Source organism: Methylobacterium sp. ARG-1, assembly GCF_001262595.1.
Lineage (GTDB): Bacteria > Pseudomonadota > Alphaproteobacteria > Rhizobiales > Beijerinckiaceae > Methylobacterium > Methylobacterium brachiatum.
In genome coordinates this window covers 92728-112685 of the sequence record NZ_LHCD01000009.1, presented here as the reverse complement: position 1 = coordinate 112685, position 19958 = coordinate 92728, and the positions used below count along the sequence as shown (strand labels likewise).

The 19958-nt window shown below is 68.6% G+C and carries 24 protein-coding genes; 9 read left to right on the top strand and 15 right to left on the bottom strand.

The annotated features are described in order from the left end of the window. The first annotated feature begins 327 nt into the window (after positions 1-327). Positions 328-1338: a heparan-alpha-glucosaminide N-acetyltransferase gene (locus AKJ13_RS11475; RefSeq protein WP_200905614.1), complete on the top strand. Its 1011-nt coding sequence runs from the start codon at positions 328-330 to the stop codon at positions 1336-1338. A gap of 228 nt (positions 1339-1566) precedes the next feature. On the opposite strand, the gene efp is transcribed toward AKJ13_RS11475, so the two are convergent. Continuing rightward, a complete protein-coding gene (efp, locus tag AKJ13_RS11470) occupies positions 1567-2133 on the bottom strand; it encodes an elongation factor P (protein WP_007563812.1) in 567 nt (188 codons plus the stop codon). Between the two features lie 279 nt (positions 2134-2412). Here efp and epmA point away from each other — a divergent pair, with 279 nt between their 5' ends. The 5 genes from epmA to AKJ13_RS11445 all read left to right on the top strand — a co-directional run bounded on the left by epmA (position 2413) and on the right by AKJ13_RS11445 (position 6761). Continuing rightward, positions 2413-3468, top strand: a complete 1056-nt coding sequence (gene epmA / locus AKJ13_RS11465; RefSeq protein ID WP_050733456.1) for an EF-P lysine aminoacylase EpmA — start codon at positions 2413-2415, stop codon at positions 3466-3468. Beyond that, a complete protein-coding gene (locus AKJ13_RS11460; protein ID WP_050733455.1) occupies positions 3465-4508 on the top strand; it encodes a lysine-2,3-aminomutase-like protein in 1044 nt (347 codons plus the stop codon). The genes epmA and AKJ13_RS11460 overlap by 4 nt, the downstream gene beginning before the upstream one ends. An 18-nt stretch (positions 4509-4526) precedes the next feature. Next, positions 4527-5138 carry a glutathione S-transferase family protein gene (locus tag AKJ13_RS11455; protein ID WP_050733454.1) on the top strand — a complete coding sequence of 204 codons (612 nt, stop codon included), beginning with the start codon at positions 4527-4529 and terminating at the stop codon, positions 5136-5138. A 138-nt stretch (positions 5139-5276) separates the two neighbouring features. After that, positions 5277-5924, top strand: coding sequence for a dimethylmenaquinone methyltransferase (locus AKJ13_RS11450; RefSeq protein ID WP_050733453.1), 648 nt, complete (start codon positions 5277-5279; stop codon positions 5922-5924). 9 nt (positions 5925-5933) lie between these two features. Beyond that, the gene (locus AKJ13_RS11445; protein WP_050733452.1) at positions 5934-6761 is read left to right on the top strand and encodes a YdcF family protein; all 828 of its coding nucleotides are present in this window, start codon (positions 5934-5936) and stop codon (positions 6759-6761) included. Here AKJ13_RS11445 and AKJ13_RS11440 read toward each other — a convergent pair. The 5 genes from AKJ13_RS11440 to AKJ13_RS11420 form a co-directional block, all read right to left on the bottom strand. After that, on the bottom strand, positions 6698-7006 hold the full coding sequence (locus tag AKJ13_RS11440; protein WP_050733451.1) for a DUF3253 domain-containing protein: 309 nt from the start codon (positions 7004-7006) through the stop codon (positions 6698-6700). The genes AKJ13_RS11445 and AKJ13_RS11440 overlap by 64 nt on opposite strands. Further along, a complete protein-coding gene (locus AKJ13_RS11435; protein WP_007563798.1) occupies positions 7003-7764 on the bottom strand; it encodes a DUF599 family protein in 762 nt (253 codons plus the stop codon). Before AKJ13_RS11435 ends, AKJ13_RS11440 begins: the two co-directional genes overlap by 4 nt. Before the next feature lie 94 nt (positions 7765-7858). Next, positions 7859-8143 carry an acylphosphatase gene (locus AKJ13_RS11430; protein WP_050733450.1) on the bottom strand — a complete coding sequence of 95 codons (285 nt, stop codon included), beginning with the start codon at positions 8141-8143 and terminating at the stop codon, positions 7859-7861. 51 nt (positions 8144-8194) lie between these two features. After that, positions 8195-9043: a formate/nitrite transporter family protein gene (locus tag AKJ13_RS11425; RefSeq protein WP_050733449.1), complete on the bottom strand. Its 849-nt coding sequence runs from the start codon at positions 9041-9043 to the stop codon at positions 8195-8197. Between the two features lie 144 nt (positions 9044-9187). Beyond that, on the bottom strand, positions 9188-9619 hold the full coding sequence (locus AKJ13_RS11420; protein ID WP_050733448.1) for a gamma-glutamylcyclotransferase family protein: 432 nt from the start codon (positions 9617-9619) through the stop codon (positions 9188-9190). Positions 9620-9816: 197 nt separating this feature from the next. Here AKJ13_RS11420 and AKJ13_RS31860 point away from each other — a divergent pair, with 197 nt between their 5' ends. Beyond that, entirely contained in the window at positions 9817-9993 is a 177-nt protein-coding gene (locus AKJ13_RS31860) for a hypothetical protein (protein ID WP_160320600.1), read from the top strand. Between the two features lie 27 nt (positions 9994-10020). Here the strand turns inward: AKJ13_RS31860 and AKJ13_RS11415 are convergent, their stop codons facing one another. The 3 genes from AKJ13_RS11415 to AKJ13_RS11405 all read right to left on the bottom strand — a co-directional run bounded on the left by AKJ13_RS11415 (position 10021) and on the right by AKJ13_RS11405 (position 13306). Further along, a complete protein-coding gene (locus AKJ13_RS11415) occupies positions 10021-12024 on the bottom strand; it encodes an acetyl/propionyl/methylcrotonyl-CoA carboxylase subunit alpha (RefSeq protein ID WP_050733515.1) in 2004 nt (667 codons plus the stop codon). 100 nt (positions 12025-12124) lie between these two features. Continuing rightward, positions 12125-12565 carry a hypothetical protein gene (locus AKJ13_RS11410; RefSeq protein WP_050733447.1) on the bottom strand — a complete coding sequence of 147 codons (441 nt, stop codon included), beginning with the start codon at positions 12563-12565 and terminating at the stop codon, positions 12125-12127. A gap of 162 nt (positions 12566-12727) precedes the next feature. Then, the gene (locus tag AKJ13_RS11405) at positions 12728-13306 is read right to left on the bottom strand and encodes a L,D-transpeptidase (RefSeq protein WP_050733446.1); all 579 of its coding nucleotides are present in this window, start codon (positions 13304-13306) and stop codon (positions 12728-12730) included. Between the two features lie 183 nt (positions 13307-13489). On the opposite strand from AKJ13_RS11405, the gene AKJ13_RS11400 reads away from it, so the two are divergent. After that, on the top strand, positions 13490-14419 hold the full coding sequence (locus AKJ13_RS11400; RefSeq protein WP_050733445.1) for a histone deacetylase family protein: 930 nt from the start codon (positions 13490-13492) through the stop codon (positions 14417-14419). Positions 14420-14579: 160 nt separating this feature from the next. Next, positions 14580-15197, top strand: a complete 618-nt coding sequence (locus AKJ13_RS11395) for a LysE family translocator (RefSeq protein WP_050733444.1) — start codon at positions 14580-14582, stop codon at positions 15195-15197. A 4-nt stretch (positions 15198-15201) separates the two neighbouring features. On the opposite strand, the gene ribB is transcribed toward AKJ13_RS11395, so the two are convergent. From ribB to AKJ13_RS11370, 6 genes are all read right to left on the bottom strand, one after another. Beyond that, on the bottom strand, positions 15202-16278 hold the full coding sequence (gene ribB, locus AKJ13_RS11390; protein WP_007563776.1) for a 3,4-dihydroxy-2-butanone-4-phosphate synthase: 1077 nt from the start codon (positions 16276-16278) through the stop codon (positions 15202-15204). A gap of 156 nt (positions 16279-16434) precedes the next feature. Continuing rightward, entirely contained in the window at positions 16435-17532 is a 1098-nt protein-coding gene (aroC, locus tag AKJ13_RS11385; protein ID WP_050733443.1) for a chorismate synthase, read from the bottom strand. A gap of 59 nt (positions 17533-17591) precedes the next feature. Next, positions 17592-17894 carry an addiction module antidote protein gene (locus AKJ13_RS11380; RefSeq protein ID WP_050733442.1) on the bottom strand — a complete coding sequence of 101 codons (303 nt, stop codon included), beginning with the start codon at positions 17892-17894 and terminating at the stop codon, positions 17592-17594. Continuing rightward, the gene (locus AKJ13_RS30360; RefSeq protein WP_082316923.1) at positions 17891-18187 is read right to left on the bottom strand and encodes a type II toxin-antitoxin system RelE/ParE family toxin; all 297 of its coding nucleotides are present in this window, start codon (positions 18185-18187) and stop codon (positions 17891-17893) included. The genes AKJ13_RS11380 and AKJ13_RS30360 overlap by 4 nt, the downstream gene beginning before the upstream one ends. Before the next feature lie 24 nt (positions 18188-18211). Further along, positions 18212-18832 carry a DUF3578 domain-containing protein gene (locus tag AKJ13_RS11375; protein WP_050733441.1) on the bottom strand — a complete coding sequence of 207 codons (621 nt, stop codon included), beginning with the start codon at positions 18830-18832 and terminating at the stop codon, positions 18212-18214. A gap of 2 nt (positions 18833-18834) precedes the next feature. Beyond that, a complete protein-coding gene (locus tag AKJ13_RS11370) occupies positions 18835-19926 on the bottom strand; it encodes a catalase family protein (RefSeq protein WP_050733440.1) in 1092 nt (363 codons plus the stop codon). Between the last annotated feature and the right edge of the window lie 32 nt (positions 19927-19958).

The window sequence follows — 19958 nt, the reverse complement described above, 5'->3', positions numbered from 1 at the left end:
CGCCGCGCGCTCTCGCAGCAAGATTAACGAAGTCCTGATTCCCGGAAAGCCCATATGACCGGCATCGGAGCCATCCCGAGTTGCAATCTTGCCCGGGGGAGGCAGGCTCGCAACAGTCGATCGGTCGCAGGGGGAGCGGGGTTACGGCGTTTTTGCGCCGCTGGAGCCGTTTGGATATCCTCAGCCACGGCGTCCAGTCAGGTTTTCGCGACCGGTCCGCACACCCCTTCACGTTTTCGAGAGGGTTCGGGAACGCCGCCCGGCTCCGCCATTGCGCCGACGCACCCCGGTGGCGTCCCGAGCGCCGGCGTGGTTTGAGCCCTCGCCATGGTACCAGCTCTATCTCGCCCCAAGTCGTCACACGCTGCCCCGAGCGCCGCACGGGCCCGGTACCCGATCATCGACGCGGTTCGAGGGGGCGCCCTGCTCGCGATGGCGAGCTACCATTCGCTCTGGGACCTCGGATATCTCCGGCTGACCGCCGAGAACTACGCCCTGACGCCAACTGGGCATCGCGCAGCCGAGGCGATCGCCGGCACGTTCCTGACGCTGGTGGGCGTCGGGCTGGTGCTGATGAACGGACGCGGCATCCGCCTGCGCCCGACCCTCTTGCGGCTCGCCCGGATCGGCGGGGCGGCCCTGCTCGTCACGATCGGGACCTGGTTCGCCTTCCCGGATTCCTACGTGTTCTTCGGGATCCTGCACTGCATCGCTGCGTCGAGCGTACTGGGCCTGCCGTTCCTGTTCCTGCCGGTTCCGGTGACGGCGCTGGCCGCGGCCGCGATCTTCGCCGCCCCCGCCCTGGTGCATGCGCCGGTGCTCGACGCGCCGGTCCTGTACTTCCTCGGGCTCGGCGCCGGGACGCCGCGGACCAACGATTACGTGCCGCTGTTCCCGTGGTTCGGCTTCGTCCTGACGGGGATCATGGTCGGGCGGCTGGGCCTGCCCTGGCTGGCGCGCTCGCGCTTGGGCGCCTGGGCGCCGCGCTCGGCACTGAGCCGCGCCGCGGCCTTCGCGGGACGCCACAGCCTGGTCCTCTATCTCGTCCACCAGCCGGTGCTGCTGGCGCTGTTCACCGGCCTCGTCACCCTGACCGGACCGAACCCGCGTGCGGGAGTGCGGGCTTTCCGCGCCGATTACGTCACGATCTGCACCCGCACCGGCGGCGAGCCGCCGCTCTGCCGGATCGCGGCCCGCTGCACCTCGGACGCGCTGATCCAGGAGGACCTTTTCCGGGAGGATGGACGGCCGTTCAGCCCGCAGGAGCGGCTGCGGGCACAGGCCGTGTCCCAGGGCTGCTACGGGGCGATCGAGGCGGCGTCTCGGGCGCCGCGGTGAGGTCGTGGGCTGAGATCGCTGCGAAGGGATCTGCAGACTCTCACCCAATCACCTCATCCTGAGGCGCGAGCACAGGGAGGCTCGCAGAAGGCCTCGAAAGATAACGCAGCTGGCCGGAAGCCTCCTTCGAGGCCTCCGCTTCGCTCCGGCACCTCGGGATGAGGGCGCGGGTGAGATAGAGGTTCTCACCGCACTGCTGTCAGCCCGCAGTGAGATTCCTCAAAAAAATCAGTCCTTGGCGCGCTCGACATAGGCGCCGTCGGCCGTCATCACGACGACGCGGGTGCCGGCGGCGATGTGCGGCGGGACGGTGGTGCGCACGCCGTTCGAGAGCGTGGCCGGCTTGTAGGACGAGGAGGCGGTCTGGCCCTTGAGCACCGGCTCGGTCTCGGCGACTTCCAGCGTCACCCGCTGGGGCAGCTCGATGGTCAGCGGCACGCCGTTATGGCTCGACAGCATCACGGCCATGCCCTCCTGAAGATAGGGGGCGGCGTCGCCGACCACGTCGGCCGGCACGGCGACCTGCTCGTAGCTCTCGGGATTCATGAAGTGGAACCCTTCGCCGTCGCTGTACAGGAAGGTGTGCTCGCGATCCTCCACGAAGGCCCGCTCGACCTGCTCGGTGGTGCGGTAGCGCTCGGACACCTTCACACCGTCCGTGATGCGGCGCATGTCGAGCTGGGTCACCGGGGTGCCCTTGCCGGGGTGGATGTTCTCGGCGAACAGGATCACGTAGAGCTTGCCGTCCTTCTCGACGACGTTGCCCTTACGGAGCGTTGAGGCGATCACCTTCACGGAATTCGGTCCTGCATTGACAAGGCGGGTCGGCACACGCCAAGCGCGTGCATGGGATCTAGGCCCCGGCACTATCGCATCTGCGGCGCCGTTGCCAGCGGGCGGGCCTCAACCGAAGCGCGTGGGCTCGATGCGCGCCTCTCCCAATCCGGGGAACCCGTGGCCCGTGCGGAGGCCTGGACATCGAGAGGCCCGATCGGGAGCCCGTCAGGATCGTGCGATGACGACGCCGAGGATTGCCTTGCCCGGCCGAGACCGCCCGCGCCCGGGGATCGGGCTTTGAGCGGCGCGCCCTCGCCCTGGTGGTCGCCCGGTCGCCACGCCGACCGGCGGCCGCGGCTGCTCCTGCGCAACCGCATCCTGGCCGCCTTCCGGGCCTGGTTCGCCGCGCGCGACTTCGTCGAGGCCGAGACCGCCTGCCTGCAGGTCTCCCCAGGCAACGAGGTGCATCTCTCGGCCTTCGCCACCGCGGCGATCGGCGCGAGCGGGGCGCGGACGCCGCTCTACCTGCACACCTCGCCGGAATTCGCCTGCAAGAAGCTCCTGGCGGCCGGTGAGACGCGGCTGCTCAGCGTCGCCCGGGTTTTCCGCAACCGCGAGCGCGGCCCGCTGCACCATCCGGAATTCACCATGCTGGAATGGTATCGCGCCGGCGTGCCCTACACTGACCTGATGTCCGATTGCGCCGATTTGCTCGCACTCGCCGCCGAGACCGCCGGCACCCGCCGCTTCCGCTATCGCGACCGGGAGGCCGACCCGTTCGCCGAGCCGGAGCGCCTGACCCTCGCCGAGGCCTTCACGCGCTTTGCCGGCATCGACCTGCTGGCCACGATCTCGCCCACCGGGGCGACCGACCGCGACGGCCTCGCCACCGCGGTGTCGGAGGCCGGCCTCCGGATCGCGCCGGATGACACCTGGGCCGATCTGTTTTCCCGGGTGCTGGTGGCGCGGGTCGAGCCGCATCTCGGCATCGGGCGCCCGACCATCCTGTGCGAGTACCCGATCAGCGAGGCCGCCCTCGCCCGGCCCGCCCCGGACGATCCGCGGGTGGCCGAACGGTTCGAGCTCTATGCGTGCGGGGTCGAACTCGCCAATGCCTTCGGCGAATTGACCGATCCCGCTTCCCTTCGCCGACGCTTCGCCGGGGAGATGGCGGAGAAGCTGCGCGTCTACGGAGAGACGTACCCCATCGACGAGGATTTCTTCGCCGCGCTGGCCGTGATGCCCGACGCCTCCGGGATCGCCCTCGGCTTCGACCGCCTCGCCATGCTGGCCTGCGGAGCGAACCGGATCGACGACGTCCTCTGGACCCCGGTCGCGGAGACCCTGCCGTGAACCGCACCCTGCGCAACGCCGCCGACCTCGCCGCCGCCGGCCTGCTCTCCGGCCCGGAGGCGGACGCCCTGCACGATGTGCTGTCGCGCTACGCCGTCTCGGTTACGCCGGACATGGCCGAGCTGATCGATCTGGACGATCCGACCGATCCGATTGCCCGCCAATTCGTGCCGCAGGGTGCGGAAACCGTGGTCGCCCCGGAGGAGCGGGCCGACCCGATTGGCGATGAGGCGCACACACCGGTAAAAGGCATCGTCCACCGCTACCCCGACCGGGTGCTGCTGAAGCCGCTGCATATTTGCCCGGTCTATTGCCGGTTCTGCTTCCGGCGCGAGATGGTCGGGCCGGACGGCCTCGGCTCCCTGACCGAAGCCGAACTCGACGGCGCGCTGGCCTACATCGCGCAGGATCCGCGGATCTGGGAGGTGGTGCTCACCGGCGGCGACCCGTTTGCGCTCTCCGCCCGGCGCCTCGGCGCCATCGCCGAGCGCCTGTCGGCGATCGAGCATGTCCGGGTAATGCGGATCCATACCCGCGTGCCGGTGGTGAAGCCCGATCTCGTCGATGCAGATTTGGTGACGGCGCTCAAGCGCTTCGGCCGCGCGGTGTTCGTCGCCCTGCACGCCAACCACCCGCGGGAATTCGCGCCGGCTGCCCGCGCCGCCTGCGCCCGGGTGGTGGATGCCGGGATCCCGATGGTCAGCCAATCGGTCCTGCTTGGCGGCATCAACGACGACCCAGCGACCCTCGAGGCGCTGATGCGGGCCTTCGTCGAGAATCGGATCAAGCCCTATTACCTCCATCACGGCGACCTCGCCCCGGGCACCGGCCATCTGCGCACGAGCCTGACCGAGGGGCAGGCGCTCATGCGCGCCCTGCGCGGGCGCCTCTCCGGGCTCGCGCAGCCGACCTACGTGCTCGACATCCCCGGCGGCCACGGCAAAGTGCCGGTCGGGCCGGGCTACCTGCGCGACGCGGACGGTGAGACGCGGGTGACCGATCCCAACGGGTGTGAGCACGCCTACCCTCCGAAGGCGTAGCGGAGACGGTTCGTGACGATGCGTAAACTCTGGGGCCGGCTTACCTCGGTCAACGTGCAGAAGGCCGTCTGGGCGCTGGACGAGGCCGGCCTCGCCTATGAGCGGATCGATGCCGGCGGTGCGCACGGCGTCGTCGACGACCCCGCCTATCGCGCCAAAAACCCGAACGGGCTGGTCCCGACCCTGGAGGAGGACGGGTTCGTCCTCTGGGAATCGAATGCCATCCTCCGCTACGTCGCTGCGATGGCCCCGTCTCTCGCACCGCCTGCCGATCCGCGGACGCGCGCCCATATTGAGCAATGGCTCGATTGGCAGGCCACTTCCTTCACGCCCGCCATGCGGGACGCGTTCTGGCAGCTCTACCGGTCGGCCAATCCGGACCGCGCCGTGATCGGCGCTTCGGTGAAGCGGACAGAGGCGTTTGCCGCCATTCTGGACGCGCATCTGACGGGTCGCGCCTACGCGGTCGGCGATGGTTTCAGCATCGCCGACATCGCCCTCGGCTGTGCGGCGCATCGCTGGCTGAACCTGCCGGCCGAGCGCATCGAGCGGCCGGCCCTGCGCCGCTGGTACGAGCGGCTCGCGGCCCGGCCCGGAGCGGCGCGGGCTTTGCGCGAGCCGATCTCCTGAGATCGCGAACGTCTCCCCGGACACCGGCAACCATCTTTCGGGGCGAGGCGGCAAGCGCGGCCTTGTCGGCGGGCCTGTGCGATCCACCTTGAGCCAACTCGCCGATCCGTCCGGCGCCCGCCTTCCACGGAGCCTCTGATGGCGATCGATCCGACCCTGCGCGACGCACTCTCCGCCGTGACGCCGGCCAGCCTGGCCCGGGCCTTGTCGCGCGCGGGCGTTAAGGCTTTCAGCCCGCGCGGTCTGACCGGCAACGGCGAAAGCGCCATCGGCCCGGCCTACACGATGCGGATGATTCCGGCCCGCAACGACGCGGCCGGCGACCTCTCTGCCGCCATCGATGCGGTCCCGGAAGGCGCCATCTTGGTGATCGACGCCGCCCGCTCAGGCCTCGCCCTGCCCTTCGGCGCGATCGTGGCGGCGCGGCTCGCGCAGCGCGGTGTCGCCGGCCTCGTCACCGACGGCGCCCTTCCGGACGCGGTCGGTCTGCCGGTCTGGTCGGCGCCGGAGGTCGGGAGCGAGACGCTGGCCCTGGTCGGCAGCCAGGAACGGGTCTCCTGCGGCGGCGCCGCGATCCATCCCGGCGACATCGTCGTCTGCGGACCCGGCGGGATCGTCGCGCTGCCGGCCGAGCTCGCTGAGCGCATCGCCCTGGAAGCCGTCGAGCAGCAGCGCCTCGACCTGTGGATCCAGCGCGAGGTCGAGAAAGGCGAGAGCCTCTCCAGCCTGCTGCCGCCGGACGCCGCCGCCCTGGCCCGGTTCGAGGCCGAGACGAAGCCGGCCTGAGGCGGCCCGGTGTTCTTCCCGCTCTCGAAGGTGGTCTATTTCCTGATCACCCCGTCGAACCTGTTCATCTTCTCGGCAATCGCCGGGCTCGTGCTTCTGGCGGCGACCCGCCTGCGCCGAACCGGCCTCGCGCTCGCCGCGTTCGGTCTGGTGGGACTGGCCGTTGGCGGCTTGACCCCCGTATCGGAGATCGCCCTCCTGCCGCTGGAGGAGCGGTTTCCGCCCTACCCGGAAGATGGGCCGGCGCCCGCGGGCATCATCGTGCTCGGCGGCGGTATCGAGGCCGGGCTGTCCGAGGCGCGCGAGCAGGTGCTCGGCAATGATGCCGGCGAGCGACCGGTCTACCTGGCCCATCTATCGCGCCGTTTTCCGCAGGCCCGGCTCGTCTTCTCCGGCGGAAGCGGCTTCGTTGGCGGCGGCATTGCGGAGGCCGACATCATCAGCCGCCATGCCGATGTCCTCGGCCTGCCGCGCACCCGACTGATCCTCGAAAACCGGTCGCGCAACACTCAGGAGAACGCTGCGTTTACCGCCGCTCTGGTCCAGCCGAAGCCGGGAGAGCGCTGGCTGCTGGTCACCTCGGCCTGGCACATGCCCCGAGCGATCGGCTGCTTCCGGGAGGCCGGCTTCACGGTGGACGCTTTCCCGGTCGATTACCGAACCCGCGGCTGGGGCGACGCCGCCCGGTTCCACGGATTCGCCTCGGACGGGCTCCTCCAGCTCGATCTCGCGGTGAAGGAGTGGATCGGCCTCGTGGTTTACCGGCTCGCCGGCTACACGCCGGATTGGTTGCCAAGGCCCGAACCGGTCGCGGCGCCTGGCAGCGCCAGCCGGTAGATACCGCGAAAATCGTCCGGATCGACCGGCTTGCCCTTGCGCAGGATCGCAACCTGGCCGGCATGGGCGAGCCGCACCGCGACCCGCCGCACCGGCTGCATCAGCGGCCCCCATCCGTCGGGGTGCGGGCCGCCCAAGGCCCGGGCGACCTCCGACGGGCAGATGGTCTTGCCGACGCCGCGCTCGGCTACCAGCCCGAGCAGGGTCTTCTCGATCGCCGCCTCGTCTGCTTTGGTCATCGTCATGTCCGTGCCTCCTCGGCGGGGGCCAGGAGCGGTCCCTCGTGCGGGCCTTCACCGGCCTCCAGCAGTGCCTTGCGGATCTCCGAGGCGAACTGCCGACGCCACATGATGACGACCACGGCACTAGTCGAGGCGATCAGCACATACGGGCTCACGAACCAGCCGAGATAGGCCAGCGCGAAGAAGAAGGCGCGCTGCCCGCGGGCGAAGTGCCGGCCGGCGCTGACATTCATCGCCGCGAGCCGGCGGACTGCCCGCATCACCTCTGTGTCGCTGACGCCCGAGCCCTTCGGCGGCACGGCGCCCAGCAGGATCGCCGCATAATTGAACAGCCGGTAGGCCCAGGCGAATTTGAAGAAGGCGTAGACGAAGACCACCGCGAGGCCGGCGACCTTCAGCTCCCAGGTCGTCCGGTTCGCCACCGTCCCGAACGGAAGGGTCGCGAACAGGTTGAGCACGTCGTCGCCGGAGCGGGACAGGGTCAGCACCGAGCCCAGTGCAATCAGCGAGGTCGACGCGAAGAAGGCGGTGCCGTTCTGGAGAGAGGCGTTGATCTGCGTGTCGACGACCCGGTTCTCACGCCCGATGATCTGCCGGGCCCAGTTCGACCGGTGCACGTTCATGATCTGGCTGAGCGAGATCATGCGCCCGCGCAGGCGGCCGACCGACAGGCCGTACGCGACCCAGGCGACGATGAAATAGGCCAGCGCCCCGAGATCGAGGGGCGAGAAGGCGGCACTGCCTGCGGTCAGGTCTGTCATGGTCTCGGAGTGCCGGGTATCGGAATCGGTAGCGGCCCGAGGCCATACCAGTCCCATACGCCCCGCAGAACCCGTCCTGCCTCTCGCGACGGTCTCAGCCGCGCAGGATCTCGAACCGGCCTGCCTCCGGCGGATCGCCGCCCTCGCACACACTGACGTCGGTCACCCGGGCCGCCGGCGGCCCGGACCGGCACAGAGCCACCATGTGGTCGACGGCCTCCAGCGGACCGCTGAACAGCGCCTCGACAGAGCCGTCGTCCCGGTTGCGCACGAAGCCGGACAGGCCCCGGGCGCGGGCTTCGGCCTGGGTCCAGGCCCGATAGGAAACACCCTGGACCCGCCCCTTCACGATCACGGAGACGGTACGCGTCGCGCTCATCGGATCGGCACCGTCCCCAAAGGCCCGTGCGGGAGCACGGGCCGCTCAACCTCACTCGGCCGCCATCGGACGACGGACGCCGGCACCGACCGGGGCCGAGCGCGTCTCACCCGTGCGGACATGGGTCGAGTAGAGCATCAGCCCGGTGAAGGCGAGACCGCCGACGATGTTGCCGAGCAGCGTCGGGATCTCGTTCCAGAGCAGGTAATCCATGACGGTCAGGTGGCCGCCCATGAGGATCGCCGACGGGAACAGGAACATGTTCACGACCGAATGCTCGAAGGTCATGAAGAAGAACACCGTGATCGGCATCCACATCGCGATCACCTTGCCGGGAACCGAGGTGGACAGCATCGCGCCGATGACGCCGGTGGAAACCATCCAGTTGCACATCATGGCGCGCACGAAGAGCGTCAGCATACCGGCCGCGCCGTACTTCTCGTAGCCGAGGGTGCGCGCCTCGCCGATACCGGCGATCGCCTTGCCGACGGCGTTCGGCTCGGTGGCGAAGCCGAAGGTGAACACGATCGCCATCATCAGTGCGGTGGTGAGGGCACCGGCGAAGTTCCCGAAGAACACGAGTGTCCAGTTGCGCGCGATGCCGGCCACGGTGACGCCGGGGCGCTTGTCGATCAGAGCGAGCGGGGTGAGCACGCAGACCCCGGTGAAGAGGTCGTAGCCTAGCAGGTACAGCATCGAGAAGCCGACCGGGAATAGCAGCGCCCCAACGAGGGGCTGGCCGGTGGTCTGGTTGATGGTCACCGCGAAAGCCGCGGCGAGCGCCAGGATCGCGCCGGCCATGTAGGCCCGGATGAACGTGTCTTTGGTGGCCATGAAGACCTTCGATTCACCGGCATCGACGGCCTTCTTCACGAAATCGGCGGGCGCCAGATAGGACATGCGAACCTCTCCCTCGCACGCGGCCGCCGATCGCCGTTGACCGAATGGCACGCTGCGCAAACATCACAGCTGGCCGAGGCGCATGATGGTGTCGCCGCCCCGGTCGATCGCGAGCAAGCAGGTTGCGTACCAATTGCCCGATGGTCAGGCGGGCGGGCCGCGCATCCAGGTACTGAGTTCGCGGATATAGGCAAGCGGCAGCTGCGCGGCGTGCGCGGCCGCGACCACGGCTTCGAGGTAGCCCGGACGCGGCCGGCCGCGCGCGGTGGACCGGCCGAGATAGATCAGCGCGCGCTTGACCCCGCCGGCCGTCGTCACCGGCAATGTCGCCTTGGTGTAGAGGCCGCCAGACACGCCCTCGTAGCGGTCGAGGGCCGGAATATCGTCGCGTGCCAGCTCCCACAGGACCCCGTGAACCGTGCGGGCGGGATCGCGCACCACGGAGGCATAGCCCTCGCGCATGATGATGAATCGGTGCGCCGGCAGCCGCCCGCCGCCGATCAGCCGCGAGACCGGGCAACGCAGGGCCATCGCGGCGGCATCCATGTTCGCGCCGTAGGCGAAATACAGGGGCATGCTGACGTGATCAGATCAGCGGCTAGGCCGCCACATCATGGTCCGGATGTGCGCCGGTCGCGTTGAATGGCCCATGCGTTCGCACGCATCGCCACATAAGTGACGACGATGGCGACCGCCGGGATGACGAACGTAATGAAGGTTCCACCCGAACTCATGGCCTGACGCTCCGCAGCACGCGCCTGCCGATCGCATCTATGCCGAAGCTTGAGGAAAGCCAGATCGCCGCGAAGATGGCGGTGGCTGGACGCAAGGCCAGCGCGCTCGCGACTTCCAAACGCATGGCCGTGATCCGCGTTACGAAGCCGATCACCACAGAAGCCACCGCGATGTTGTTCAGCGCGGTGGCCAGGAGCTTCGTCTGCTCGTCGTGAACTGCACGCACGACGAACGCGCGATCATCAGGCGAATTCTAGGATCACCGCGTCCACTGCAAGGCTGTCGCCTTCCTTGGCATGGATCTTCGCGACCGTCGCGTCGCGCTCGGCGCGGAGCATGTTCTCCATCTTCATCGCCTCGACCACCGCGATGGGCTCGCCGTTCTTCACCTCCTGGCCCTCGGTGACCAGGATCTGCTTCACGAGACCCGGCATCGGGCAGAGCACCTGCTTGCCGGAGCCGGCCTGCTCCTTCACGGGCATCAGCGCGGCGAGTTCGGCCTCGCGGCGGGTGTAGACCCGGGCCTCGGCCGCGGCGCCGGCATGCTGCAGGAACACGCCGTTCAGCAGGCCGCGCACCTGGATGGCGACGCGCTCGGCGCCGATCGTGCCGATCCAAACCGGCTCGCCCGGGCGCCACCCGCTCGCCACCGCCAGCGCCGTGCCGTCATCTCGGGTGACGATCAGGTCCTCGCCCTCGGCCTCGATGGTCACCGGGTAGGACTGGCCGGCCAGGATCACGACCCGGTCCCGCTCGAACGCGAACAGGCCGGGGGCGCGCATCTGCCCGGAGATCCCGCGCTTGCGCTGGTTGAGCTTGTGATCGATCGCCGCCGCGGCGGCCATCATTCGGATCGCCACCGCACCCGCGGGCTCGGGCGCGACGAAGCCGTTCGGGAATTCCTCGGCGATGAAGCCGGTGGAGAGATTGCCCTCCTGCCAGCGCGGATGGGCCATCAGCGCCGAGAGGAACGGGATGTTGTGGCGGATGCCGTCGATCGCGAAGGCGTCCAGGGCATCGCCCTGCGCGGCGATCGCCTCGGCGCGGGTCGGCGCCCAGGTCACCAGCTTGGCGATCATCGGATCGTAGTGGATCGCGATCTCGCCGCCCTCCTCCACGCCGGTATCGTTGCGCACGATCGCGGTGCCCTGCCGCCCCTCCTCCGGCGGCCGGTAGGTGGTCAGGCGGCCGATGGAGGGCAGGAAGTTGCGGGTTGGATCCTCGGCGTAGACGCGGCTCTCCACGGCCCAGCCGTCGAGCTTCACCTGTTCCTGCGTCAGCGGCAGCGTCTCGCCCGCGGCCACCCGGATCATCAGCTCGACGAGGTCGAGGCCGGTGATCATCTCAGTGACCGGATGCTCGACCTGGAGCCGGGTGTTCATCTCCAGGAAATAGAAGGACTTGTCCTGGCCGGCGACGAACTCGACCGTGCCGGCGGAATCGTAATTCACGGCCTTGGCGAGGGCGACGGCCTGCTCGCCCATCCTCCGGCGGGTCTCGGGATCGAGCAGCGGCGACGGTGCCTCCTCGATCACCTTCTGATTGCGGCGCTGGATCGAGCACTCGCGCTCGCCGAGATAGATCACGTTGCCGTGCTTATCGCCGATCACCTGGATCTCGATATGCCGCGGGTCGGTGATGAACTTTTCCACGAAGACCCGGTCGTCGCCGAAGGACGAGGAGGCCTCCGACTTGGCGCGGGCAAAGCCCTCGGCGACCTCGCCCGACGAATGGGCGATGCGCATGCCCTTACCGCCGCCGCCGGCCGAGGCCTTGATCATCACCGGGTAGCCGATCCCGTCGGCGATCTCGACGGCGTGCTCGGGGCTTTCGATCACGCCGAGGAAGCCCGGGACGGTGGAGACGTTGGCGGCCGCGGCCGCCTTCTTGGATTCGATCTTGTCGCCCATGGCGGCGATGGCGCCGGGATTGGGGCCGATGAACACGATGCCGGCAGCCTCGAGCGCCTTCGGGAAGGCCTCGCGCTCGGACAGGAAGCCGTAGCCGGGATGGACCGCCTGGGCGCCGGTCTGCCGGCAGGCCTCGACGATCTTCTCGATGACCAGATAGGACTGCGCGGCGGCGGCGGGGCCGATATGGACCGCCTCGTCGGCCATGGCGACGTGGACCGCGTCACGGTCGGCATCCGAATAGACCGCGACCGTCCTGATGCCCATCTTCCGGGCGGTCTTGATGACCCGGCAGGCGATTTCGCCCCGGTTGGCGATCAGGATCTTATCGAACATCGCTGGCGCATCGCTCTCGAGATCGCCGGATTGCACACCGGCTTGACAGTCCCGATAGATCAGATGTGCCGCGGACGGAAGCTGCGCCTTGGTCGTAGTCTCAGGCGGCCAGGGCGAACGTGACGCGCGGAGCCTGGGCCGCCTCGCGGGTCCAGCGGTTGGCGTCGAGGGCGAAAGCCATCAGGGCCTCGGCGCTGCCCTGCGCCTCGCGGACGATCTCCATGGCGATCCGGGCGCCGACCGGGGTCGGGCCGTCGCGGCCGCTGAGCGAGCTGGCGAGCCAGGCGGCGACGTCGCGGTCGATATAGCCGGTCGGGCGCAGGCCCCACACCGCGAAGTCGACCACCGAAGCGACCAGGAAGTCGGCGAAATCGTCGGAGCCGATCACCGCACGCTCCAGGGCGATCAGCATGTCCGCCTCGTCACGGCTCATGATTCCCTCCGGCAGCACCTCGCGCTTGAGGACCAGGAGGTCCTCGTCGCTGATCGCGCCAGTCGAAACGGCATGGTTGCAGAACTGTTGAACGGAGATCATGGTCATGGCTGCCTGCTCCTCCGACCTTTGCTGCGGTCGGTGCTTGTCCCGGTGTGATTTGAACTTACGGGACGGCTCCCCTGCCGGAAGTTAACGGCAAGGTCTGAACGGAAGTTCAGGTAAACACGGACCGAGCAAGCAGGCTTATTGGGACGTTGATCAGTTGCGTTACCGGACGATGACCGTCGCCCCGACGGGCACGCGGTCGAACAGGTCCACCACGTCGATGTTGCGCATGCGGATGCACCCGGAGGAGACCGCCTGGCCGATCTTCTCCGGCTCGTTGGTGCCGTGGATCCGGTAGAGCGTGTCCCGGCCGTGATCGGCCAGGTAGAGGGCCCGGGCGCCGAGCGGATTCAACGGGCCGCCCTGCATGGCGTGGACGTGGGGCCAGCGCTTGATCATCTCGGCCGGCGGGTTCCAGGCGGGCCATTCGGCCTTCCGATCGATGGTGGCTGTGCCCGTCCAGCCAAAGGCCTCATCGCCCACGGAAACGCCGTACCGGATCGCCTTGCCGTCCGGCAGCACGAGGTAGAGCTGGCGCTCCCTGGTCTCGACCACGATCGTGCCCGGGGGCTGCCCGGTCGGATCGCTCACCTGGTATCGGGCGAAGTGCGGATCGAACTCGGCCTCGGGCACAAGCGCCATGAACGCGGCATCGCGGGCCGAGACCTTCGGGTCGGGGACGGCCTTGAACGTGCAGCCCGCGAGCCACGCGGCGCAGGCGATGACGGGGATGATGCGCATGCGCCGGTCCTCGGACGTCTTCCGCGCGCCCGGACATGCGACCCGTTCGGGACTCGTCCCGTGGAAGATTTGAGCAACTATAACGAGGCCTGGCACCCTGCCGTAGTCCGCGCGTTCCGCCCGTGGCACATTGCCGGCTCCTGTTGCAGGTCCGCGACAGGACCGCACCCGGGAGCGATCGTCGTGACCACCCTCTACGTGAGCCATCCGGCGAGTTTCGACCACGCGGTGCCGGAGGGCCATCCGGAGCGCCCGGCGCGGATGCGGGCCATCGAGCGTGCCCTGGAAGACGAGCGCTTCGCCGGCCTGGTGCGAGTGGCCGCACCGCGGGCGGAGATTGAGGTCGCGACCCTGACCCATCCCCGCGAATACGTCGATGCACTGGTCGCCGCCGTGCCGGAACACGGCATGGTCGGGATCGACGCCGACACGATCCTGTCCGCCGGCAGCCTGGAGGCGACGTTGCGGGCGATCGGGGGGGCCAACCACGCCCTGGACGCGGTGATGGCGGGCGAATGCCGCAACGCCTTCGTGGCGATGCGTCCGCCCGGCCACCATGCCGAACGGACCCGGTCCATGGGCTTCTGCCTGTTCAATCACGCCGCGATCGCCGCCCGCTATGCCCAGCAGAAACACGGTGCCGAGCGCGTGGCCTTAGTCGATTGGGACGTTCACCACGGCAACGGCAGCCAGGACATCTTCTGGGACGATGCGAGCGTGCTCTACGCCTCGACCCATCAGATGCCGCTGTTCCCGGGCAGCGGCGCCGCCTCGGAGCGTGGCGAGAAGGACACGATCGTCAACGTACCGCTGCGGCCCAACGACGACGGCGAAGTGTTCCGCGAGGCGTTCGAGGCCGGCATTGTGGCGCGGCTGGAAACCTTCCGGCCCGACGTCATCGTGATCTCGGCGGGTTTCGACGCACACCGCCTCGATCCGTTGGCGAACCTCCGTCTGGAGGCGGAGGATTTCGGCTGGGCGACCCGCAAGCTCATGGACCTGGCCGAGCGTTGCGCCGGCGGCCGGATCGTGTCGGTGCTGGAGGGCGGCTACAGCTTGGAGGGGCTGGCGAAATCCGTATCCGCCCATGTGGACGCGCTGATGGGACGGTGAGCAAGGCGATCGGATTCGCCTTGCGGGCACCGCGAAGCCCGGCATGATCGGCCGATTTCGAATCGATCAAACTCCGGCTGCCGGTGAAACGCTGCGCCCCGCCCATTTGGATGCGTCTCTTTGAGACGGACGCGCCTTTGGTCTGGTCCGGGCGCGGTCGATGACGCTCACCAGCTATCTCGCCTACGCGCTGGCGCTTTGCGTCGCCGCCGCCGTGCCCGGCCCGGGTGTCGTCGCCCTGGTGGCGCGGGCGCTCAGTTCGGGCTTCCGGGCCGCCATGGCCTTCTCGGCGGAGCTGATCCTCGGCGATCTGACCTTCCTGTCCGCGGCCGTCTTCGGACTGGCCGTGATCGCGGAGACGTTGGGCGAAGTCTTCGTCGCCGTCCGGCTCTGCGCCGGCCTGTATCTCGGCTATTTGGCTGTGCGCCTCTGGCGCGCGGCCGGACAGACGGACCGGATCGAGGGCGGCCCGGCGGGAGGCCCCCTATCCAGCTTCACCGCGGGGATCACCATCACTCTGGCCAACCCCAAGACGATCGTCTTCTACCTCGCCGTCTTGCCCACGATCGTCGACCTGCGGACGGCCGCGGCGGGCGATTTCGGTATCCTGGTCGGACTGACGACGCTGGTGCTCGCGGGGGTGATGACGCCCTACGCCGCCCTTGCGGCGCGGGCACGGGAGTCTTTGCGGAAACCCGTGTTCCGCGCCCGGCTGAACCGGAGCGCCGCCGCCATCATGGCCGGCGCGGCGATCTGGACCGTCGCGCGCCGCGCCTGACAGGTCAGCCCTCCAAGGGCACGTCGCCCAGAAGCTCGATGCCGAAGCCGGAGAGGCCGACATAGGAGCGCGCCGACGTCGCGAGGTTGCGGATCGAGACGACGCCGAGGTCGCGCAGGATCTGGGCGCCCAGGCCGACTTCGCGCCACTGGCGGGCGCGCAGAGCCTCGGTCCCCTCCTCCAGGGCGCTCTTCAGCGGAACGCCTGCAGTCCCGTCCCGCAGATACACCAGCACCCCGCGGCCCTCGGACGCGAAGCGCTTGAGAACGGCGTCGATCTGCTTGCCGCCTCCGATCACGTCGGCCGCGACGTTGGAGCGATGGAGGCGAACCAACACGTCCCGGCCATCGCCGATCTCACCCATCACGAAGGCGAATTGCTGGATCGCCTCGAACGGGGTCGAGAAGGCGTAGGCGGTGACGTCCCCGTGGCTGGACTGGACGGTGAAGTGCCCGACCCGCTCCACCAGCCGGTCCCGGGCCTGCCGATAGGCAATCAGATCGGCCACCGAGACGCGCTTCAGCCCGTGCTTCTCGGAAAACGCCTCGATCTGCGGCCCCTTCATCACGGTGCCGTCGTCGTTGGCGAGCTCGCAGATCACCCCGACCGGCGGCAGCTCGGCGAGCTTGCATAGATCGACCGCGGCCTCGGTATGGCCCGAGCGCATCAGCACGCCGCCATTGCGGGCAATCAGCGGGAAGACGTGGCCGGGGCGGACGAAATCGCCTGCGCCCATATTACCGTTGGCAAGCGCGCGCACGGTGTTGCAGCGCTGCTCCGCGGAGATGCCGGTGGTCAGCCCGTGCTTGACGTCGACCGTGACCGTGAAGGCGGTGCCGAGCGGCGCGTCGTTCGAGGCCACCATCGGGTCGAGATGCAGCCGCCGTGCCTCGTCCTGTGTGATCGGCGCGCAGACGATGCCGCAGGTGTTGCGGATGATGAACGCCATCTTCTCCGGCGTGCAGAGCGAAGCCGCGACGACGAGGTCGCCCTCGTTCTCACGATCGTCATCGTCGGTGACGACCACGATCTCGCCGCGGGCGAAGGCCGAGATGGCCTCTGTGACGGTGCAATGGGGCACGGATCGCTCTTTCGTCTCGCATCCCCCACCCCGCGCGGAGGAAGGGGGGGCTCGCTCAGCGCCGGACAGAGGGTGGTCCGGGTTGAGCGAGCCTGTGAAAATCTCTGGTCCCGGAGTTGGCCTGACCACGCCGTGATCGGATCCTGCTCCGGCGGGTCAGGCCACGCCCACCTGCCCGCGATGGCGTAGATAGTGATCGGCCAGCACGCAGGCCATCATGGCTTCCGCCACCGGCACGGCACGGATGCCGACGCAAGGATCGTGGCGGCCCTTGGTGATCAGGTCGACCTCGACACCGTCGCGGGTGACCGAGCGGCGCGGGGTCAGGATCGACGAGGTCGGCTTCACGGCGAAACGCACCACCACCGGCTCGCCATTGGAGATGCCGCCGAGGATGCCGCCGGCGTGGTTCGCCAGGAAGCGCGGGCGCCCGTCATTGCCGGCCCGCATCTCGTCGGCATTGTCCTCGCCGCGCAGGGCCGCGGCCGCGAACCCGTCGCCGATCTCGACGCCCTTGACGGCATTGATCGACATCATCGCGGCAGCGAGATCCGCATCGAGCTTGCCGTAGATCGGAGCGCCGAGGCCCGACGGCACGCCCTCGGCCACCACCTCGATGACGGCGCCGACGGAGGAACCGTCCTTGCGGATCTCATCGAGATAGCGCTCGTAGAGCGCGGCCGCCTCCGGGTCGGGGCAGAAGAACGGGTTGTTGCCGGTCTCGGCCCAGTCCCAGCGCGCCCGGTCGATGGCGTGCGGCCCCATCTGAACGAGCGCCGCACGAATGGTGACGCCCGGGATCACCTTGCGCGCCACCGCGCCGGCGGCGACCCGCGCCGCGGTCTCCCGAGCCGAGGATCGGCCGCCGCCGCGATAGTCGCGGATGCCATACTTGGCGTCGTAGGAGTAATCGGCGTGGCCCGGCCGATAGCTGTCGCGAATCTCGGAGTAATCCTTCGAGCGCTGGTCGGTATTCTCGATCATCAGGGCGATCGGTGTGCCGGTGGTGAACTGGCGACCGCCGGTGCGGTCGTCGGAAAACACCCCCGACAGGATCTTCACCTGATCCGGCTCGCGCCGCTGGGTCGTGAAGCGCGACTGGCCCGGCTTGCGCCGGTCGAGTTCCGCCTGGATCTCCTCTGCCTCCAGCGCCAGCCCGGGCGGACAGCCATCGACCACGCAGCCGAGCGCGACCCCGTGGCTCTCGCCGAAGGTCGTGACGCGGAAGAGATGACCGAACGTGTTGTGAGACATGACCCGGCCCGTCTAGCGCGGGAGCGCCGGAGGCACAAACCGTCTTCCTCAGTCTGACCCTATGCCAGCTCCGAGCCGGCGATCGGCTGCACGCTGAGCCTCAGCCCGATCGCTTTCAGGACTCCGATCAAGGTGTCGAGTTGCGGATTTCCCTTGTCGGATAGTGCGCGATACAGGCTCTCGCGTGATCGTCCTGTCTCGGCCGCGATCTGCGCCATGCCGCGCGCGCGCGCCACGTCACCGATGGCCGCTGCAATAAGGGCGGGATCGCCATCCTCGAGCACGGCCTCGATATACAGGGCGATGCGTTCGGGCGTATCGAGGTGTTCAGCAACATCCCAGGACCGAGTTTCGACGGTCATCGATGTTTCTCCTGCCGGTTGAGCGACTGGGCCTCGCGGAGGTCTCGATCTTGCGTGCGTTTATCGCCGCCACATAGGAACAACACGATCTCGCTTCCGCGTTGCGCGAAATAAACGCGATAGCCCGGTCCGTAATCGATCCGAAGTTCACTCACATCTTCACCGACAGGCTTCACGTCCCCAGCGTTACCCAGGGCAAGGCGCTTGATGCGAACGTCGATACGAACCCGCGCACGCTCGTCGCGCAATCCAGCAAACCAAGCTTCGTAGATCGTGGTCTGACGTATGGTCAGCGTGGTGTGCCAGTAGCTTAAAAACTACATAATCGCTCCGGCGGTTCCTGTCGACACAGCCAGCCCACCCCGTGCCTTCAGCGCCCTGTAAGCCGCCACCCCGACAGAAAGGTCGGCGCGCAGGCGGCGTTCGTCGCCGAGAGCGTCTAGATCATAGGTCAGGCCAAGGATATGCGCCGCCTCGTAGCCCTCCGGCAATTCGCCCAAGGTCCCGAGGGTGATGCACCTGTTCGGGAGGCGCCCTGCGAAATCGGACAGACGCGACCGCAGCGCGTCGCCGCTGGTGCGGAGGTAGGCTTCCGCTCGCGGCCCGTGCTCACGGATCGCCGCCACCGTTCCTTGGGCCAGCGACAGGTGAACGACCTCGCGATCGGCCGGAAACAAGTAGACGAGGTAATAGCCGCGGGTGGCACTGGTTGTGACGGCGGGGTCGAACACGGCAAGCCAGGGCACCGCCGCCCAATGGCTGCCGCGGCCGGGGCTGCCCTTCACCAGAAACGAACCCTCTATTGATTCGAGGGCAGCGCGCAGCTCGTCCGGCGCGCCGCGCCGGATCACTGCCGCCAGGGGATGCCCGGTCGGCGGATCGAGCCGGGCGAGCGGGTATTCCTCGACGATCCGCCGCAGGGCGTGGCCGAGGCTCATTCTTAGGCCGGAACCTGCTCTATGGTGGTCGGCTCCGTCTCGGGCGTCTGGTTTCGGCCGTGACGGAAGCTGGAGAGCGCCTGATAGGTCTTGAGGCGTGCCCGCATCAGCGAGCCAAGCGGCCGGTGCGCCGCGAGGCTGTGAGCGGGCCGGAAGGACAGGACGTCGTCGGCGTAGCGGGTCCGGGCCTCGGACTGGGAATCCTGCGCAGGCAGGACGAGGCGGGCGACGGTGCGATAGGGGCTCGCCGCCTCGTCCCAGCGCTTCGCCGCATCCTCGACCGGCATGTCGTCGAGATTGGTGCAGAGCTGCACGCGAAGCTCGAAAATCGCCGCGTCGCCAGTGAAATAGGCGGCCACCGCGTGCCGGAACGCGTTGGGATCCTCGCCGGGATGCAGATCCTGATCGGCCAGCGCGACCTGTTTCGCGCCGGTCGGAAAGGCGGCGACCTTGGCGACGTGGTCGCCGTAGCGGAGCGCGGCCTGCGAATAATACGGCTCGGCCAAGGGATGCAGCGGCTCGTGGCCGAAGAAGTCGAGGAGCGGCGAGCTCTCGCCGGTCACGGCCTTGACGATCGTATCGGCCGCACGTGCCGTCCGTGAGAAAGCAGCCTTGAGCGCCTCGGGCGCCTTCGTACCGGCCTCCAGCTGCCTCATGCTGCCCAGGAAGCCCTTGGCATCCGGGTTCGGAAAGACCGGCCCGGTGGCAAGCACGAAATCCTGGGTCTCCGCGCCGTGGCCCTGCAGTTTCTCGCCCGCGACACCCAAAACCTTGATCGCCATGCCGCGGTGGGTGGAGACGCTGTCCTTCAGGTGTTCACCCGGCCCCTGCGCGAAGCGCACGATCACCGGATAGGTCCCACCCTTGGCGAACAGGCCCTGCTTCAGCTCGCGCGGGAGATCGTCCGGCACCTGAAGCTCGCCCGTCACCACGCCGCTGATTTTCGCGTGCGATGCGCGCACCGCGTGGCCGTAGCGCTTGGCCGTGGTTTGGCTCTCGCGCGTCATCGACGCGATAATCGCGTCGATCGTCTCGGCTTCATCCGGTGCCGGCGTCTCGACGCCGTCGTGGTAGCGCAGGTAGGTCTCGGCCAAGGTTACAATTCCGGTCGCGATCCGAACGGAGC

What these genes read in the sequence shown, in the direction of transcription:
- AKJ13_RS31860 (WP_160320600.1), top strand. Translation starts at nt 9,817, where the DNA reads ATGCCGAAGCTTGAGGAAAGCCAGATCGCCGCGAAGATGGCGGTGGCT.
- AKJ13_RS11375 (WP_050733441.1), bottom strand. Translation starts at nt 18,832, where the DNA reads ATGAGCCTCGGCCACGCCCTGCGGCGGATCGTCGAGGAATACCCGCTC.
- AKJ13_RS11395 (WP_050733444.1), top strand. Translation starts at nt 14,580, where the DNA reads ATGACGCTCACCAGCTATCTCGCCTACGCGCTGGCGCTTTGCGTCGCC.
- AKJ13_RS11435 (WP_007563798.1), bottom strand. Translation starts at nt 7,764, where the DNA reads ATGACAGACCTGACCGCAGGCAGTGCCGCCTTCTCGCCCCTCGATCTC.
- AKJ13_RS11455 (WP_050733454.1), top strand. Translation starts at nt 4,527, where the DNA reads ATGCGTAAACTCTGGGGCCGGCTTACCTCGGTCAACGTGCAGAAGGCC.
- aroC (WP_050733443.1), bottom strand. Translation starts at nt 17,532, where the DNA reads ATGTCTCACAACACGTTCGGTCATCTCTTCCGCGTCACGACCTTCGGC.
- AKJ13_RS11425 (WP_050733449.1), bottom strand. Translation starts at nt 9,043, where the DNA reads ATGTCCTATCTGGCGCCCGCCGATTTCGTGAAGAAGGCCGTCGATGCC.
- AKJ13_RS11450 (WP_050733453.1), top strand. Translation starts at nt 5,277, where the DNA reads ATGGCGATCGATCCGACCCTGCGCGACGCACTCTCCGCCGTGACGCCG.
- AKJ13_RS11380 (WP_050733442.1), bottom strand. Translation starts at nt 17,894, where the DNA reads ATGACCGTCGAAACTCGGTCCTGGGATGTTGCTGAACACCTCGATACG.
- AKJ13_RS11410 (WP_050733447.1), bottom strand. Translation starts at nt 12,565, where the DNA reads ATGACCATGATCTCCGTTCAACAGTTCTGCAACCATGCCGTTTCGACT.
- AKJ13_RS11405 (WP_050733446.1), bottom strand. Translation starts at nt 13,306, where the DNA reads ATGCGCATCATCCCCGTCATCGCCTGCGCCGCGTGGCTCGCGGGCTGC.
- AKJ13_RS11420 (WP_050733448.1), bottom strand. Translation starts at nt 9,619, where the DNA reads ATGCCCCTGTATTTCGCCTACGGCGCGAACATGGATGCCGCCGCGATG.
- AKJ13_RS11415 (WP_050733515.1), bottom strand. Translation starts at nt 12,024, where the DNA reads ATGTTCGATAAGATCCTGATCGCCAACCGGGGCGAAATCGCCTGCCGG.
- AKJ13_RS11475 (WP_200905614.1), top strand. Translation starts at nt 328, where the DNA reads ATGGTACCAGCTCTATCTCGCCCCAAGTCGTCACACGCTGCCCCGAGC.
- AKJ13_RS11430 (WP_050733450.1), bottom strand. Translation starts at nt 8,143, where the DNA reads ATGAGCGCGACGCGTACCGTCTCCGTGATCGTGAAGGGGCGGGTCCAG.
- AKJ13_RS11440 (WP_050733451.1), bottom strand. Translation starts at nt 7,006, where the DNA reads ATGACGATGACCAAAGCAGACGAGGCGGCGATCGAGAAGACCCTGCTC.